Raw genomic sequence first — 16,143 nt, forward strand, 5'->3', positions numbered from 1 at the left:
TTCTTCGGTGAGCCGCTACTAACCTAACACAAGCACTAGTGTCGTTCGGCCATTAAACCACCAGATGTTGGGTTGCATAACATCACAAACCTCACTATCTTGTGTCTGGTTGGGTGGTCAACGACGACCGCCGAATGGCTCAAAACAGGACCCGCAGTAGCGCATTTCGCTATTGCACGTTGCGCTAAACCTATAAAAAATATAACGGCTACCGGCATGAACAATCATCTACTCGTTACCAAACGCTCCGGTGAACAGGAGCCCATTGATCTGGAAAAAATCCACAAGGTTATTACCTGGGCAGCCAAGGGACTGAACAATGTGTCTGTCTCTCAGGTGGAAATCAAAGCCCATATCCAGTTCTACGACGGCATCAAGACATCTGACATTCATGAGACGCTGATCAAGTCGGCAGCTGATCTTATTTCCAAAGACAGTCCGGATTATCAGTATCTGGCGGCACGGTTGGCCATTTTCCATCTGCGCAAAAAAGCCTACGGCACATTTGAGCCACCGGCATTGTATGAGCATGTGACCAACATGGTGGAAAAGGGCAAGTATGACGCCCACATCCTCAATGATTACAGCAAAGAAGAATTGGATGAGCTGGATAAGTATATCGACCACTGGCGCGATATGAATTTCAGCTATGCCGCCGTTAAGCAATTAGAAGGTAAGTACCTGGTGCAGAACCGGGTGACCGGGGAAATCTACGAAAGTGCGCAGTTCCTGTACATCCTGGTCGCCGCCTGCCTGTTTGCCAACTATCCCAAGTCGACCCGCCTAAACTACGTCAAACGTTTTTATGACGCGGTATCGACCTTTAAGATTTCCTTGCCAACGCCCATTATGTCAGGTGTGCGCACTCCTACCCGTCAATTCAGCTCCTGTGTGCTGATTGAATGCGGTGACAGCCTGGATTCCATCAATGCCACCGCCAGTGCCATTGTTAAATACGTGAGCCAACGTGCCGGTATCGGCATCAACGCTGGTCGTATCCGCGCTTTGGGTAGCCCTATTCGTGGCGGCGAAGCATTCCATACTGGTTGCTTGCCTTTCTACAAGTATTTCCAAACGGCAGTGAAAAGCTGCTCTCAGGGCGGTGTACGTGGTGGTGCCGCCACCCTGTTCTATCCGCTGTGGCATCTTGAAGTGGAATCCCTGCTGGTGCTGAAAAATAACCGCGGTGTGGAAGAAAACCGCGTACGTCACCTGGATTACGGCGTGCAGTTCAACAAACTGATGTACCAGCGCATGATCAAAGATGATTACATCACCTTATTCAGTCCCTCCGATGTGCCTGGACTATATGATGCGTTCTTTGCCGATCAGGACAAGTTCGAAAAGCTGTATGTTCAGTACGAGCAGGACGAGTCTATTCGTAAAAAGCGCGTAAAAGCCGTGGAATTGTTCAGCCTGTTTATGCAGGAGCGTGCCAGCACTGGCCGTATCTATCTGCAAAACGTGGATCACTGCAATACACACAGCCCCTTCGACCCGGCCGTGGCGCCAGTTCGTCAGAGCAACCTGTGCCTGGAAATTGCGCTGCCCACCAAGCCGCTTGAGCATGTCAATGACGAAAATGGCGAGATTGCCCTGTGCACTCTGTCAGCCTTTAACCTTGGCGCCATCGAAAAGCTTGAAGATCTGGAAGAGCTTGCAGACTTGGCGGTACGCGCCCTGGACAGCCTGCTGGATTATCAGGATTACCCCGTACCGGCCGCCTACAACGCTACCATGGGGCGTCGTACCCTGGGCATTGGCGTGATCAACTTTGCTTATTACCTTGCCAAGAACGGCGTGCGCTATTCAGACGGTAGCGCCAATGGCCTGGTGCACCGTACCTTTGAAGCCATTCAGTACTATCTGATGAAGGCCTCCAATAACCTGGCCAAAGAGTTGGGCGCTTGTCCTAAGTTTAATGAAACCACATACTCCAAAGGGATTATGCCCACCGACACCTATAAAAAGGATGTGGATCAGATCTGTGCCGAGCCGCTGCATCTGGATTGGGATAGCCTGCGTGAAGAAGTGGTTAAGTACGGTCTGCGTAACAGCACCCTGTCGGCCCTGATGCCCTCTGAGACCTCGTCACAGATTTCCAATGCCACAAACGGTATTGAACCTCCTCGCGGTCATATCAGCGTGAAAGCCAGTAAAGATGGTGTGCTCAAGCAAGTTGTTCCTGAATACGAGCGTTTGAAAGATCAATACGAATTGCTGTGGGAACTGCCATCCAACGACGGTTACCTGCAACTGGTCGCCATCATGCAGAAATTTGTGGATCAAACCATTTCTGCCAATACCAGCTACGACCCGGGTAAGTATGACGGTGGCAAGGTGCCCATGAAGCTTCTGCTTAAAGACTTGCTGACTGCCTATAAATTGGGCGTGAAGACTCTCTACTATCACAACACCCGTGATGGCGCCACCGACAGTCAGGAAGAGCTGGTTGCCACCAAGCAGGCCAAAAAACCTGTGGTCGAAGCCGTTATCGAAGAGGAAGACGATTGTGCAGGCGGCGCCTGTAAAATCTAATCCACAGGGCAGCCATGGCTGCCCTGCTCTTTTTGCACACAAACGCCGTACAAACTGGCGAATATGATAACAACAATAGATACAGGTCCCGGATTGGGGCCGTGCGCTAACCGAGATAAATGAACAACGATGAAGTACACCACTTTTAATCAACAGGCCACCAATCCTCTTCTTGAGCCGATGTTCTTCGGTAATCCGGTCAACGTGGCAAGGTACGACCAACAAAAACACGGCATCTTCGAAAAGCTGATAGAGAAGCAGATCAGCTTCTTCTGGCGCCCCGAGGAAGTCGATGTCAGCCGCGATCGTGTGGATTTCCAGAAACTCAGTGAGCAGGAAAAACACATTTTCATCTCCAACCTCAAGTACCAGACATTGCTCGACTCGGTACAAGGCAGAAGCCCCAACATCGCGTTTTTGCCTATCGTGTCATTGCCTGAGTTGGAGACCTGGATTGAGACTTGGTCATTCTTCGAGACCATACACTCTCGCTCTTACACCCATATTCTGCGCAACCTGTTTGCCGATCCCAGTGCAGTATTTGAAGATATCGTCCTCAACGATGAAATTAAGCGTCGTGCTACCGATATTTCACGCTATTACGATGATCTGATTTTCGCCACGCAGTTGTGGCAAACCCAAGGGGAAGGGACCCACGTGGTAGATGGCATCAGCCATAAAATCAGCATGCGTGAGTTGAAGAAGAAGCTTTATCTTTGCATGAACTCTGTAAACGCATTGGAAGCCATTCGTTTCTATGTGTCTTTTGCCTGTACCTTTGCTTTTGCCGAACGGGAATTGATGGAAGGTAACTCTAAGATCATCCGTCTGATTGCCCGTGACGAGAACCTGCACCTGACCTCAACCCAGCATATTCTGAATCTGTGGGCCAAAGGTAAGGACGATCCTGAAATGCAATCTATCGCGGAAGAATGTAAGGATGAGGCTATCGCCATCTTTATGAATGCGGTAGAGCAGGAAAAACAATGGGCGTCCTATTTGTTCCAACATGGTTCAATGATTGGTCTGAACAAAGACATCCTGTGCCAGTATGTGGAATTTATTGCCAATCACCGTATGGCGGCCATCGGCTTGGATACGCCTTTTGAGATCAAGTCCAATCCCCTGCCCTGGATGAATAACTATCTCAACTCTGACAACGTGCAAGTGGCACCACAGGAGTCTGAGATCAGTTCCTACCTGGTCGGCCAGATAGACAGTGAAGTCAGCGCCGGTGATTTCGGGGATTTCGATCTTTGATCCCATGGAAAAACCAGGGATTGGCATGACCATTCAAGTGCAAGACGGCCCTGCCGTTCAAGGCTGTACCAGCAAAACCCTACTGGAGAGTCTCGAACAGCAGGGTGTCGAGGTTCACTACCATTGCCGTGAAGGCTTTTGTGGTGCCTGTCGCACCAAGTTAATAGAAGGCCAGGTGGAATATGCCACCGATCCGCTGGCCTTTATCGATGATGATGAGATCCTGCCTTGTTGTTGCAAGCCCTTATCGAACTTGCTGATTCGGTTGGCATAGCGACCTTGTTAAAGAGAAGAAGTCTCAAAACAATTCTTTCCGGCGGACTTGGCTCTATACAAAGCAGCATCAGCGCATCGGTACAATTGTTCTATATTCGGTTTGACCTCAGGTTTAAACACACAAACGCCAATGCTGGCAGTGATACTAATCGTTTCGCTATTGGGCGTTTCCAAACGTATCTGTGCGATCTTTTTCAGCAGGCGCTCACAAAAATGAGCTGAATCATTCGGCTCATCAAGCATAGCGATAAAAGCAAATTCTTCCCCACCCAAACGGCCGATAACTTCCTCAGCACGAAAAGACTCGCGAAACACTTGCCCCATACTTTTTAACACCAAATCCCCCATGTCGTGGCCATGGTTATCGTTAACAGCCTTAAAATCATCAACATCAATAATGCCGTAGGCCAGTGCTAGTTTTTTGCGCACCGCCAGTCCAAAAATTTTATCAGATTGCAGTTCAAAGGCTCTGCGGTTAGGTAACTCAGTAAGACTGTCATAATAAGCCATGCGCTCAAGACGATAATTGGCTTCCAACAGCTTATCCGTCTTTTCCTGCACCATTTTTTCAAGATTTTCTTTTAATAACTTCAAATCCTTATTCCGAGACTCCAATTGCTCAGCATGGAAGCGCTTTTCTGTGACATCCCGTTCAATAGCGGCGAAGTGTGTCACTTCATCAAAGCTATTTTTTAGGGGAATAATATTCATCTCCAACCAGTACGGACGGCCATTTTTCGCGTAATTGAGGATGGTTTCAGTCAAGGGCTGCTTCTGCTCAAGAGCGTTATGGATCCTTTCCGTTGTCTCTTTATCGGTAAACTTTCCTTGTAAAATCCGGGGTGTCTCGCCTATCACCTCATCGGCCCGATAGCCGCTTATACGTTCAAATGCCTTGTTTACATAGATGATTTTCGGCCCCAACGGGGCGTCAATGGGCGAGGCTTCTGTGACAATGATAATATCTTGGGCATTCTCGACTATATGCTCGAATGAAAATTGAGTCTTTTTTTCCGTAATGTCGTTGAAAGTAACGATGATAAATCCATCTTCGTCACTTTGTGCATTCTCCTGATAAGCATTGACCAAGAACCAGGAAACTTCTTTACGACTGCTATCAATTACGCCCAACACTTCGTTCACTATAGGGCTATTCCTGGATTTAGCTTGATTAACCGGATAGTCCTCTACAGGTAGTTTTCTTCCTTGTTCATCAACGAAATGCCATTGCGGATCCATCGCGTCTTTGCCAATCACCTGAGCTTGGGTTAAACGCAGCAATTTAAGGGCGGTGGGATTGGCATACACAATCGAAGTATCAACAGCATGAATGACCACACCGATGTAGGCGTGATTAAGGAGATTCAAGATATCCAACGAACTGACATCTTTCATCACAATTACCTGCGGTAGTTAGATATTACTTGTCTACGGACAGACACCCCAAGGTGAAGAGGGGCTCATTGAGAGCCCCTCATAAATGTTTATTGGTAATGTCGCTCACGCTTAGTTTCAATGGTATCGATATATCCATGCCAGGTGGCATAGCCAATCAGCGGCATTAGGATAATAAAACCAAGAAAACCGGTTAAAAATCCAATACCAACAGCACTGGCGATAATGAATCCCCAAATCATCATCGGTACTTTATTTTCCCAAATGGCATTCATGCTGGTTAATACTGCGGTAGCCAAATCCACCTTACGCTCCATCAGCGTCGGCTGGGTGAAGGCACTGATAAAAAATACCACCAGGGTAAACCCGGCTCCAACGACCGTTCCTAAGGCCAAAAAGGGCATTAGATTTTCCAAGTTGGTTTCCAGGTAGGGGGGATAGAGTGCATGAATGATGGATGCCACACGCAACCAGAAAATCATCAAAATCATCAGCATCAGACCAAAGGCCCATTCATTCACGGCATTACGTTTGATCGCTTTAATACTGTGCCACAGGGTTGGTTTATGGCCTTTTTCCAGTTCCCAACTGACGTCGTAAAGCCCCGCGGCAAGAAAAGGACCAATCAGCATAAAACAGATGATGGAAGGCAATATAATCAGATGCCATCCGGTAAGCGCGACCAAGTAAGTGATAAACCAAGGGATAGTCGCAAAGACCACACCATAGAAAAACGTCAGCAACGGCGCTCGGGTTACGTCACGCCAAGCGAGCAACAGCCATTTGATAGGATCCCCAACATCCAGTTCCTTACAGGGGATCACCCTGGCAATCCCGCTGTCTGTAATCGCATTATGGGGCGTTTCTTTGAAAGAATGAGACATACAACCTCCGGCAATGGTTATGATCACCCGTCAGCATATACTCACCTTCTCTATGCCTTTGGGCTTATTGGTCGAAATTGTGCAAATGTTTACAACCGCTACCTTAAAAAATAGCAGGCAACTTACACACTTACGCAAAATTTAGGGTAATCGCTCAATAAATATCCATCAAGAGGCAGGATGCCAACTTAAAACCGTCCGAAAGCGCCTGGATAACTTGGCATTAAGGTCTGAAAAAAAAGACAACGGCTCATTGCGCCCGGTCAGACAGTACCAGGTAAAACGATGACAGTTATTGTTGAGAACGTGATAATGGCGATACTGAAAAAGCATTGCTGCGCCGCGCTCAGCAGCCTGGGGATCCGCTAACACGCCTCCTTTTCCATCACAGGCCACATAAATCTGTTTGCCACTTCGCTCGGCAACGAATCGCTGCGAAGAGACAGCGCGGATAAGACCGTTGCCCTTTAGCTCCAGAATGTGCCCATCCAACCAAATACCGCTGTGATCGAAAAGCCCATAAATGCCACAGCAGACAACGGCACCATCTTTTGGCGTCACCGGTGCCAGTTTTGCGCCAGGATAATGCTTAACATGACCGGGACGTTTTTGGCTAAGCGCGCCTACAGCCAATACACCGGCCCCCAGCCACAACAGAGGTAATGCCATCGTTCCTCCCTCGCATTTATATGCCCGAATTACCAATAGCACGCATCCAGTTGTATGCCCAGCGAGCAAATGTAAAGCATTGTTAAGCAAGTCTCATTCAGACAAATTTTGTCCCTCGGCGTGCAGACAAAAGGCCCCTCGCTGTATTAACCTGTAAGGCCTTTTACAGCCAGCACTAAGTCGCCCCTTTTTCATGAAACAGATAATAAAGTCCAGCAAGTTGAATGATGTATGTTATGACATTCGCGGTCCGGTACTGACCGAAGCGAGAAGGCTGGAAGATGAGGGCCACCGGGTACTGAAGCTTAATATTGGCAACCCTGCCCCTTTTGGCTTTGAAGCCCCCGAAGACATCCTGAAAGACGTTATTCATACCCTGCCGACGGCCCAGGGCTATGGTGATGCCAAAGGTATCTATTCAGCCCGAGTGGCGGTGATGCAGTATTACCAGCAACAAAATATAAAAAATATCGATATCGAAGATATTTATATCGGTAACGGCGTCAGCGAACTCATCGTTATGGCCATGCAAGCCCTGCTGAATACCGGAGATGAGGTATTGCTGCCGAGTCCCGACTATCCCCTGTGGACGGCGGCGGTTAGTCTGTCCTCTGGTCGTCCGGTGCATTATCGCTGTGATGAGGGTGCAGGCTGGATGCCGGATATTGATGATATTCGCAAGAAAATTACACCTAATACCCGCGCCATAGTGCTGATTAACCCCAATAACCCCACAGGTGCGGTCTACAGCAAAGCCCTGTTGTTAGACATTATTGAACTGGCACGTGAGCATGGCCTGGTGATCTTCAGCGATGAGATCTACGACAAGGTTTTATATGACGATGCTAAGCACCAATGCATTGCCGCCCTGGCCGATGATCTCTTTTTCGTGACCTTAAGCGGCTTGTCCAAAAACTACCGGGTTGCGGGTTTCAGGGTCGGCTGGCTGATGGTCAGTGGCAATAAAAAACTGGGGCGCAGCTATATCGATGGCTTAAATATGTTGGCCTCCATGCGTCTTTGCGCCAATGTACCGTGCCAACATGCCGTACAAACCGCTTTGGGTGGCTATCAAAGCATTAATGATTTGGTCAAAGCCGATGGCCGCTTAAGACTGCAGCGTGACACTGCCTGGCGCTTATTGGATCAGATCCCTGGTATCAGCTGCGTCAAACCACAAGGTGCCATGTATTGCTTTGCCAAGGTAGATGCCAAACGCTTCAATATTGAAAATGATGAGATGATGATCCTGGATTTACTTCGTCAGGAAAAGGTCCTGTTGGTGCACGGTAGTGCCTTTAACCTCAAAGAAGGCTGCTACTTCCGCCTGGTCTTCCTGCCCCATGTGGAGACATTGCAAACGGCCCTTGGTAAGGTGGAGCGCTTCTTTATGAATTATCAGCAAGGCGCAAGCTTGTGAAGGATCCCACAGTAAATACCACACCCAGCCATTTCTTCGCCCATCTGGCCAGAATGAAATTGATCAGTCGCTGGCCGCTGATGCGCAATGTCTGTCAGGAAAATGTACAAGAGCACAGTTTACAGGTGGCCATGGTCGCCCACGCGCTGGCACTTATTCGCAACCATCATTTTGGCGGCGCATTGAATGCCGAACGTATCGCCACCCAAGCGCTGTTTCATGATGTCTCAGAGGTGCTGACCGGCGATCTGCCCACTCCGGTAAAATACTACAACCCGGCTATCCAGCAGGAATATAAGAAAATCGAGCAGATCGCTGAGCAAAAATTGATTGAAATGGCACCGGCAGAGCTGCGCGATGACTATGCCAGGCTTATCGACAATAGCTATCACAGCGAAGATGAGAAATTTATCATCAAGGCAGCCGACGTTGTCTGCGCGTATTTAAAGACGTTGGAAGAGCTTTCCGCCGGCAACAAGGAATTTGAACTGGCCAAAAAGCGCCTGGACAAGATCCTCAAAGACTACCACTCTCCCGAAGTAAACTACTTCCTTGAAGCCTACGTGCCCAGTTTTTCATTAAGTTTGGACGAAATCACACAGGAGTAAGCCATGTCTGCAGATTGGTTGGCCAGGCGGCAAGCACAGTCACAAAGAGAAGGTGATCACCGCTCCCCCTTCCAACGCGACAAGGCCAGAGTGCTGCATTCGGCTGCATTTCGGCGCTTGCAGGCCAAGACTCAAGTACTTGGCGTAGGCATGAATGACTTTCACCGTACCCGCCTGACCCATTCACTTGAAGCCTCACAGATTGGTCAGGGAATTGCCGCCCAACTTGGGCAAAAATACCCGGCATTGGCAGACAAGCTTGAACTGAACAGTACCCTGATTGAAGCCTTATGCCTGGCCCATGATATCGGCCATCCGCCTTTTGGTCATGGCGGTGAAATTGCCTTGAATTATATGATGCGCAATGACGGCGGCTTCGAGGGCAATGGCCAGACCTTTCGTATCGTCACAAAGCTCGAGCCCTACACCGAGGGTTACGGCATGAATTTGTGCAGGCGAACCTTGCTGGGCCTGGTGAAGTATCCAAACCTTATCAGTGCTCTGGAATGCCGTCCTGCATTGGTTGAGAGCTCTGTGCTTAGGGTATCAGACTGGGTACCGCCTAAAGGCCTGTTTGCTGACGACTTGGCGGTATTTGAGTGGTTGCTCTCTCCATTGTCGAGGCAAGAGCGCGACGCCTTCTGTCAATTTGACGCACGCCCGGGGCGTCATCATAAAACCCGGTATAAGTCCTTTGATTGCTCGGTAATGGAACTGGCCGATGATATTGCCTACAGCATCCATGATCTCGAGGATGCCATTGTTACCGGAATTGTTCGCCAGGATAGCTTTGAGCAATGGGTGGTAAAGCCGATACAAGCCCTGCAATTGGGTTGGCTGAGCAAGCAGATGAGCGAACTGGCCACACAACTGTTCAGCCCCCATCACTACGATCGAAAAGATGCTATCGGTGCGCTGGTGAATGCCTTTATCACCGCCATTGAGATCCAAGAAACCAGTCCGGTTTTTACACTGTCTTTGCTGGCGTACAACGCACAGTTGCAGTCAGGCTATGACCAGGCATTAGAGGCGTTTAAAGCCTTTGTCTACAACCAGGTCATCAGTAAAGCCGAGGTACAGATGCTGGAGTATAAAGGTCAGCAACTGGTGATTGCTCTGTTTGGCGCCTTTGCCGCTGAGCCTGAACGCTTGTTACCGGAAAACACTAAAAGACGATGGTGCATTGCACAGGAGCAAGGACAGGGAAAACGGGTTATTGCAGATTATATTGCCGGCATGACCGACGACTTTGCTTCCAGGCTTTATGGGCAATTATTCCTACCTAAAACGGGTGGATTGCATACCGCCAGCGGCTACTGAAGTGTTCACCCCCAACAACAAAACATTGCTAAAATTTTAATCAAAAAAACACTTGCATGTTTATTTATACAGTACTACTGTTTATCCAACCACTGTATAAATAAACAAGGTTTTTTGTATGGCCCATGTTAGCCCACAACTTTCTCCCCTTCATCAGCCAGCACTGATGGAGCTATCTATCTATCAGAAGTCGCAGCTGCGTAGTCTGATGAAAAGCTTCGCGCACCGCCGCAAATGGGTTTATCTGCTGGCCGACACACTGCGCTTCAGCCGTCCGGAAAACAACAGTATCGGCATACAGAAACCCAAAGCGGAGCAGACACTTAACTGGTTAGAAAGACTGATGACACCCGGCACCAGCTGCGCCATTTTGGTAGAAGATATGAATCTGGATGATGTGGGTCGCAAGCGCGTAGAACAGCTTTGCCACACCCATGGCGTGACAGTGATCAATCTGAAGAAGCACAAAGCGCTGGACAACAATCTGGTATATGGTCCATGGTAAGCGCTTTTATTCGCTTAGCCAGATTATGTCTCTATGTTTTTGCGGCAGTGACCGCCCATTTGAGCAATGCTGTAGCCCTTTCTTGACGGGACTCAGCCTTCCAGTAAGTCCAGAGCAACTGATGCGCTCTCGCTATAGTGCTTATGTGACCGAAAACTATCAGTATGTGCTCGATACCTATAGCAGCGCTGCAGCCAAAAATCTTGACCTCAGTGAAATCGATGAGAATGCAAAGGGCACCATTTGGCTTAGGCTAGCAGTGGAAGATGCGCCCGCCTTTTCCGACACGGGCACAGTAACATTCTGCGCAATTTATCGGGCAGAAAATGCCTTTTATCGCCTGCATGAGCAGTCCTTTTTTGTCCTTGAAAACGGTCAATGGCGGTATGACAGTGGCAATATTTTAGCGGATACCGGTCAAATTAAACCAGGGAGAAACGAGCCCTGCCCCTGTGGTAGTGGCAAAAAGTTTAAGCAGTGTTGTCTCTAAGTCTCTTAAGCTCTCAGCGCTCTGTGTTGATTTGAGGGCTTCAGGCCGCCTTGGGTTGCAATGCTTCAATAACCTCAAAAAGACCGGTTTCATCTGTTTCAATAAGTACCTCTTGCGACTTCAGCATTCTTTGCTGGGCATGCCAACCACAGTTTGCAATCACCTCTTCAGGAATGCGTTTTTTGTTATCAAATTGGGATAGTGGTGATGGATGCATGCATTGCCACAGACGCAGTGCAGTAAAGTCCTGCTGATGGGCGTAACGTGAAGCCTGATTTTCATGCTCCCAGTCCTCTTGCATGGCGCAGGTCGGTACCTTGGGTGCATGAGGGAGTGCCTGAACATATTCGCTGGCTTCTGGCAGTGATGTTTTATCAAAACGCGGACGAGAGAGAAAATCTTGTGCCAGCATGGCCAGCACCAAAGAGAAGTCTGAGCCCCCACCGCGTTGACAAAGTCGGTTAAGGCCACTGCCTAACTCAATGTCTTCTGAAATCTTCATTCTTTTTCCGTCTTAGCGCACTGCACTCTTTATATCGTTTAAAGAAGAAAATGCTTTAGCGCTGTTCTAATGCCATATCTTTGTGGTGGTTTTTAAAAGAGCAAATCAACAATAGGCATCGCATAACGTCTTGCTTTAAGCGACGGCTTCACACAAGATGAATCCAATCACTAGGATAAAAAACTGAATATTTCTCAATAGATGGTCTCCCTTTCCTTTCACAACAAACGTGTACTCGTTATTGATGATCAGCGACCCTTTTTGATTCTGCTTCGGGGAATGATGAACAATTTGGGCGCTTTGTCGGTTGTCATCGCTCAAAATGGTGAGTCTGCTATTGCCGCCTGCCGCCAGGAAAAGTTCGATATCATCATCTGTGATCTGCATCTTGGCGGTGACAAAAAGAATGGCTATCAGCTATTAGAAGAGCTTAGGGTGCGCAAGCTGATTAAGTCTACCACGGTATACATGATGGTCTCTGCGGACAGTGAACGTCCGATGGTGCTTGGCAGTATTGAGAGACAGCCAGACGACTACCTGATTAAACCCTTTTCCCAAGCCCAGCTTAGCAACCGTTTGCTAAAGGCTTATCAGAAGCGAAGAACGTTGGCGCCAATCTACGACAAGATCATGGCCGATGACTACCAAAGCGGTATTCAAGCCTGTAAAAACTATATCAGTACCAATGGCCGCCATACCCGTCATTGTCTCTCATTACTTATCGACCTGCTGTGGCGGGTAGAGAATTATCAGGAGGCGCGTGACATTCTCGAGCCCATACATAAGGAAAAACCGCTGCCGTGGAGCAGCGTTGCACTGGCAAAAACTTACTTGCATTTGAATCTGGTGGATAAGGCGTTTCCACTGGCACAAAAGGCTTCACAACAACGTTTGTATGCCGTTGAAGGGCTGGATGTATTGGCACAATGCTATGTAAAAAGAGAACAATACGATGAAGCCTTGCAACATATTAAGGCCGCTTTAAATATCGCTCCCTTCTCTTTGAACAGGCAATACCTGGGCTGTGAGATTGCCAGGCTGGCCGGTGACTTTGAGATGGCGAAGAACTGTTGCCAAGCCATTCTCGAACAAAGCAAAAAATCGGTGCATCGCAGTATCAGTCACCTGTGTAACTACATTCGTAGCATTTTGGATGCAGCAGACAGAGCCGAAGATAAGAAGCAGCGCAATAAGTATCAACAGGAAGCCATGCTGATGCTGCAACGCAACAAGAATGATGAATTGTTAAGCCGGGTGCGGGAAGATTTTGACTACGGGATCTTTGAAGAACTCATCAACGCCAGAATCAATATACTGGATGGCAAAATGATCGAAGCCAAACGCTCACTCAACGACGCTCAGTATGATATCAAGCAGAAATTTGAAGACTATCCTCTGTCTTTAGCCCCGGATTCCATTACCTTGATGAGTACCATGGGCGAATTCGAAGATGCCGCAGAACTACTGAGCAAACTTAAAAAAAGTGAAGCAGCAAAAGATCCTAATCTGCAGTTTCTTATTCAAACCACAGAATCTCGGCGCGATGCGGTTCGTGAGAATTACAACCGATTCAATAAAGAGGGTATCGAGGCCTATTCAGAGGGTAAATATCAAGCCGCCTATGCCGCATTTCAGCAGGCCTTGGAATTAGCTCCAATGAATACTGGCGTTACCTTGAACTTATTACAGTGCTTACTTAAGCTTTTGGAAAAGAACGAAAAAAGTGAACCTGGCCTGCTATCCAACTGCCGTCAGATATACAGGATGGTTGATGGCATGCGGCTTCCCGAGAACCATCAGGCCAAGCTGGACGGCATGAAGGACAAAATCAAGCAAGTATTGGAGCGTAGATGAAATCCTTAATGCCCTTATCCCTCATTGTACTGAGTCTGGTCCTAAACGGATGCGCTGCAAACAATAAGCCTTGTGAACGGGTTCTTGAAGTAAAACAGCAAGAGCAGCAATGTAACGAGTGGCGCAAGGTGATGATGGACAGCCGCTATCCACAACAGGCATTAACCGCGAAGAAGCGCTATGAAGAGGCCTGTCTGGATATTCGCTATTACCGCGACCAATACGATACGATCTGTAAAGGTGATGAAAAGGCCATTGGCGAGCGCCAAAAGCAGCCATAAACCATCGCCATTAAGCTAAAGCAAACCTGTTGATCTTAGCCATCAAGCTTATCGACGATCGCTCTGGCGATAGGTATGGCGCTGGTTGCTGCGGGAGAGGGAGCATTGCCCAAATGCAGACTTCTTGCTGTCTGTACAAAGGCAAAGTCATGCATCAACTCTCCACTGGCCGTCACCGCCTGCGCGCGTACCCCACTGCGATGTGGCAGCAAATCATCAATGCCTATTTGTGGACAGTATTTTCTCACCTGTGCCAAATAGCGGGATTTAAACAATGAGTTTCCCAACTCCAAGGTACCACTTTGCCGATAGCGCCAAAGCAGCGACCAAAATCCACTGAAACTGCATAGCTCAAGCAAGTCGGCAGGGTTGATACTTGACCAGTCGTAGCCTTCTCTGGCGAGGGCCAGCACCGCATTAGGCCCCACCGTCACAGAGCCATCAATAATGGGGGTGAGATGCACACCCAAAAAAGGTAACGCGGGATCAGGAACCGGGTATATCAGATGATTAACGATCTGATTGAATCGACTGGGTAAACGGTAATACTCGCCCCGAAAAGGCACAATTTGGAAATCGGTGGCAATGCCCTGCAGTCGAATCAAGCGATCTGCCATCAACCCCGCGCAGTTGACCAATCGCTCAGCACGGTACGAGCCATGAGGGGTGTCAATCCGCATCTCATGTTCTGTCTCATTCAATGCCATTACCCTGGCCTTATATTGCACTTCGGCGCCCATTGACTGTGCCTGTCCAAGCATGGTGCGTGTAATACGCGCATAATCGACGATACCGGTCTGCCGGACCAAAATGGCGGCCCTGCCCTCTATATTGGGCTCTGCTGTTTTTAAGGCCGTGGCGTGCAAATATTGCGGATCAAGGCCATTTTCCTGACAGCGGCCAAAAAGCGCGCCTAGTCGCTCTTCTTCCAGTGGATTGGTTGCAACGATCAGCTTTCCACATTGAAGATAGGGAATGTTATGGTCCTGGCAAAAGGCTATCGTTTGTTCAAGTCCCTCTTTGCAATACCTGGCCTTGAGACTTCCTGGCGGGTAATACACACCAGCGTGAATGACGCCCGAGTTACGCCCAGTCTGATGACTGGCCGGCTCGCCCTCCTTTTCAATCACTAATACCCGGTGTCCGGGATGGCGTTGCAAATATTCTCTTGCGGTCGCGGCACCGAGGATGCCGGCACCAACAATGACGAGTTGATAGGGGCGCTGCATCGCGCCTACTCCATCAGATCTTCAAGATCATCTTGTAAGGATTGCAGTTCATCGATGAGCTTTTTACGCTGTTTATCGGAGAGCGACTTCTGCAAACTTGCAATTAACCGCGCATACAGTTCGCCATTTTGCCGGGATTTTTGCTGGTAGTTCTCGGTGCGAACCTGGCGTGGCTCGGTTAACAATGCTTCCAATGAAGCTTGCCTGGAGGCCAAGTCGCTGTCTGCCACCAGCAAGGCTTTTACCTGGGATTGCCAGGTACGACGGTACTCCATCCAAAGCGGAAAATTCTCGTGAAACTGAGGCGAAAATTCGGCAATCAGCGCTTTTTGCTGATCAGTTAAGCGTCCAATCCAGCGACTGACATCCTCTTCCAGGTTGTCGATACGACGCTGCAGGCGCTCTTGTTCAACTCGCTTTTGCCACTTTTTCTCTTCTTTGCGATTTTCCTCCTCCAATTCCTCAAACATCTCCTCAACTTGCTTGTCGTCTAGCTCAGTAATCAACACCGCCAAATCCGGGCCCAGTTTGCGCAACAGCCGTTCCCAATGATCACGCGCCAGTTCAAACTGCTCGAGCCACTGTGTTTCATCCATGGAACCTGCTTGCAATGCATTTTTAAGAGATTCCAAATGGGCATGGTAACGAGCCAGTTCTTCCGAGCGGTGCCAGGCCAACCATTTCTCCAAATTGATATCAAAATGCTCCTTCTGGGTACGATCCAAGTCCACATAGTCATCCAGATACCAGTGCACCAACCAATCCAGATTGTTGTAAACAAAGGTCGAAGAGCAGGCACTGGTCATTAACAACAGTGCGCTGACCCAAAAAGCTCTAACAACAGTTTTCATTCCATTCTCCAAACACAATTTCCGTCACTGCCCTCTGGCCCATCCCAGTAATGCTCGTTAT

The 16,143-nt window shown here is 48.6% G+C and carries 15 protein-coding genes and 2 pseudogenes; 11 read left to right on the plus strand and 6 right to left on the minus strand.

Going from position 1 to position 16,143, the window contains the following annotated elements:
* Positions 1-216: 216 nt before the first annotated feature.
* The 3 genes from nrdA to yfaE all read left to right on the plus strand — a co-directional run bounded on the left by nrdA (position 217) and on the right by yfaE (position 4,072).
* Positions 217-2,538, plus strand: coding sequence for a class 1a ribonucleoside-diphosphate reductase subunit alpha (gene nrdA / locus P2G88_RS05310; protein ID WP_275794688.1), 2,322 nt, complete (start codon positions 217-219; stop codon positions 2,536-2,538).
* Positions 2,539-2,667: 129 nt separating this feature from the next.
* On the plus strand, positions 2,668-3,798 hold the full coding sequence (nrdB, locus tag P2G88_RS05315; protein ID WP_275794692.1) for a class Ia ribonucleoside-diphosphate reductase subunit beta: 1,131 nt from the start codon (positions 2,668-2,670) through the stop codon (positions 3,796-3,798).
* A 25-nt stretch (positions 3,799-3,823) separates the two neighbouring features.
* Positions 3,824-4,072, plus strand: coding sequence for a class I ribonucleotide reductase maintenance protein YfaE (gene yfaE, locus P2G88_RS05320; RefSeq protein ID WP_275794693.1), 249 nt, complete (start codon positions 3,824-3,826; stop codon positions 4,070-4,072).
* A gap of 8 nt (positions 4,073-4,080) precedes the next feature.
* On the opposite strand, the gene P2G88_RS05325 is transcribed toward yfaE, so the two are convergent.
* From P2G88_RS05325 to P2G88_RS05335, 3 genes are all read right to left on the minus strand, one after another.
* Positions 4,081-5,469 (minus strand): diguanylate cyclase, encoded by a 1,389-nt coding sequence (locus P2G88_RS05325; protein ID WP_275794695.1) that lies wholly within the window; start codon positions 5,467-5,469, stop codon positions 4,081-4,083.
* 89 nt (positions 5,470-5,558) lie between these two features.
* A complete protein-coding gene (locus P2G88_RS05330) occupies positions 5,559-6,353 on the minus strand; it encodes a DUF2189 domain-containing protein (protein ID WP_275794696.1) in 795 nt (264 codons plus the stop codon).
* Positions 6,354-6,521: 168 nt separating this feature from the next.
* Entirely contained in the window at positions 6,522-7,022 is a 501-nt protein-coding gene (locus P2G88_RS05335; protein WP_275794698.1) for a hypothetical protein, read from the minus strand.
* A gap of 193 nt (positions 7,023-7,215) precedes the next feature.
* Between P2G88_RS05335 and P2G88_RS05340 the strand changes: the two genes are divergently transcribed.
* The 6 genes and pseudogenes from P2G88_RS05340 to P2G88_RS05365 all read left to right on the plus strand — a co-directional run.
* The gene (locus tag P2G88_RS05340; protein WP_275794699.1) at positions 7,216-8,442 is read left to right on the plus strand and encodes a pyridoxal phosphate-dependent aminotransferase; all 1,227 of its coding nucleotides are present in this window, start codon (positions 7,216-7,218) and stop codon (positions 8,440-8,442) included.
* Positions 8,439-9,050, plus strand: coding sequence for a 5'-deoxynucleotidase (gene yfbR / locus P2G88_RS05345; RefSeq protein ID WP_275794701.1), 612 nt, complete (start codon positions 8,439-8,441; stop codon positions 9,048-9,050). Before P2G88_RS05340 ends, yfbR begins: the two co-directional genes overlap by 4 nt.
* 3 nt (positions 9,051-9,053) lie before the next feature.
* Positions 9,054-10,370, plus strand: coding sequence for an anti-phage deoxyguanosine triphosphatase (locus P2G88_RS05350; protein ID WP_275794702.1), 1,317 nt, complete (start codon positions 9,054-9,056; stop codon positions 10,368-10,370).
* Positions 10,371-10,488: 118 nt separating this feature from the next.
* Positions 10,489-10,875: a hypothetical protein gene (locus P2G88_RS05355; protein ID WP_275794703.1), complete on the plus strand. Its 387-nt coding sequence runs from the start codon at positions 10,489-10,491 to the stop codon at positions 10,873-10,875.
* Between the two features lie 25 nt (positions 10,876-10,900).
* A pseudogene (locus tag P2G88_RS05360) lies at positions 10,901-11,260 on the plus strand (YchJ family metal-binding protein); the annotation flags it as partial.
* Positions 11,261-11,299: 39 nt separating this feature from the next.
* A pseudogene (locus tag P2G88_RS05365) lies at positions 11,300-11,365 on the plus strand (SEC-C metal-binding domain-containing protein); the annotation flags it as partial.
* 40 nt (positions 11,366-11,405) lie between these two features.
* Here the strand turns inward: P2G88_RS05365 and P2G88_RS05370 are convergent.
* Complete coding sequence (locus tag P2G88_RS05370; protein ID WP_275794704.1) at positions 11,406-11,867, minus strand: VC2046/SO_2500 family protein; 462 nt, start codon at positions 11,865-11,867, stop codon at positions 11,406-11,408.
* Between the two features lie 201 nt (positions 11,868-12,068).
* Here P2G88_RS05370 and P2G88_RS05375 point away from each other — a divergent pair, with 201 nt between their 5' ends.
* On the plus strand, positions 12,069-13,721 hold the full coding sequence (locus P2G88_RS05375; protein WP_275794706.1) for a tetratricopeptide repeat-containing response regulator: 1,653 nt from the start codon (positions 12,069-12,071) through the stop codon (positions 13,719-13,721).
* Complete coding sequence (locus P2G88_RS05380; protein ID WP_275794708.1) at positions 13,718-14,002, plus strand: hypothetical protein; 285 nt, start codon at positions 13,718-13,720, stop codon at positions 14,000-14,002. Before P2G88_RS05375 ends, P2G88_RS05380 begins: the two co-directional genes overlap by 4 nt.
* Positions 14,003-14,037: 35 nt before the next feature.
* Here P2G88_RS05380 and lhgO read toward each other — a convergent pair whose 3' ends face one another.
* Together lhgO and P2G88_RS05390 are read right to left on the minus strand one after the other, a co-directional pair.
* On the minus strand, positions 14,038-15,231 hold the full coding sequence (gene lhgO / locus P2G88_RS05385; protein ID WP_275794709.1) for an L-2-hydroxyglutarate oxidase: 1,194 nt from the start codon (positions 15,229-15,231) through the stop codon (positions 14,038-14,040).
* Between the two features lie 5 nt (positions 15,232-15,236).
* Entirely contained in the window at positions 15,237-16,082 is an 846-nt protein-coding gene (locus P2G88_RS05390) for a DUF6279 family lipoprotein (protein ID WP_275794710.1), read from the minus strand.
* Positions 16,083-16,143 lie beyond the last annotated feature (61 nt).

Source organism: Aliiglaciecola sp. CAU 1673 (assembly GCF_029223185.1).
In the GTDB taxonomy this organism is placed as follows: Bacteria; Pseudomonadota; Gammaproteobacteria; order Enterobacterales; family Alteromonadaceae; genus Bowmanella.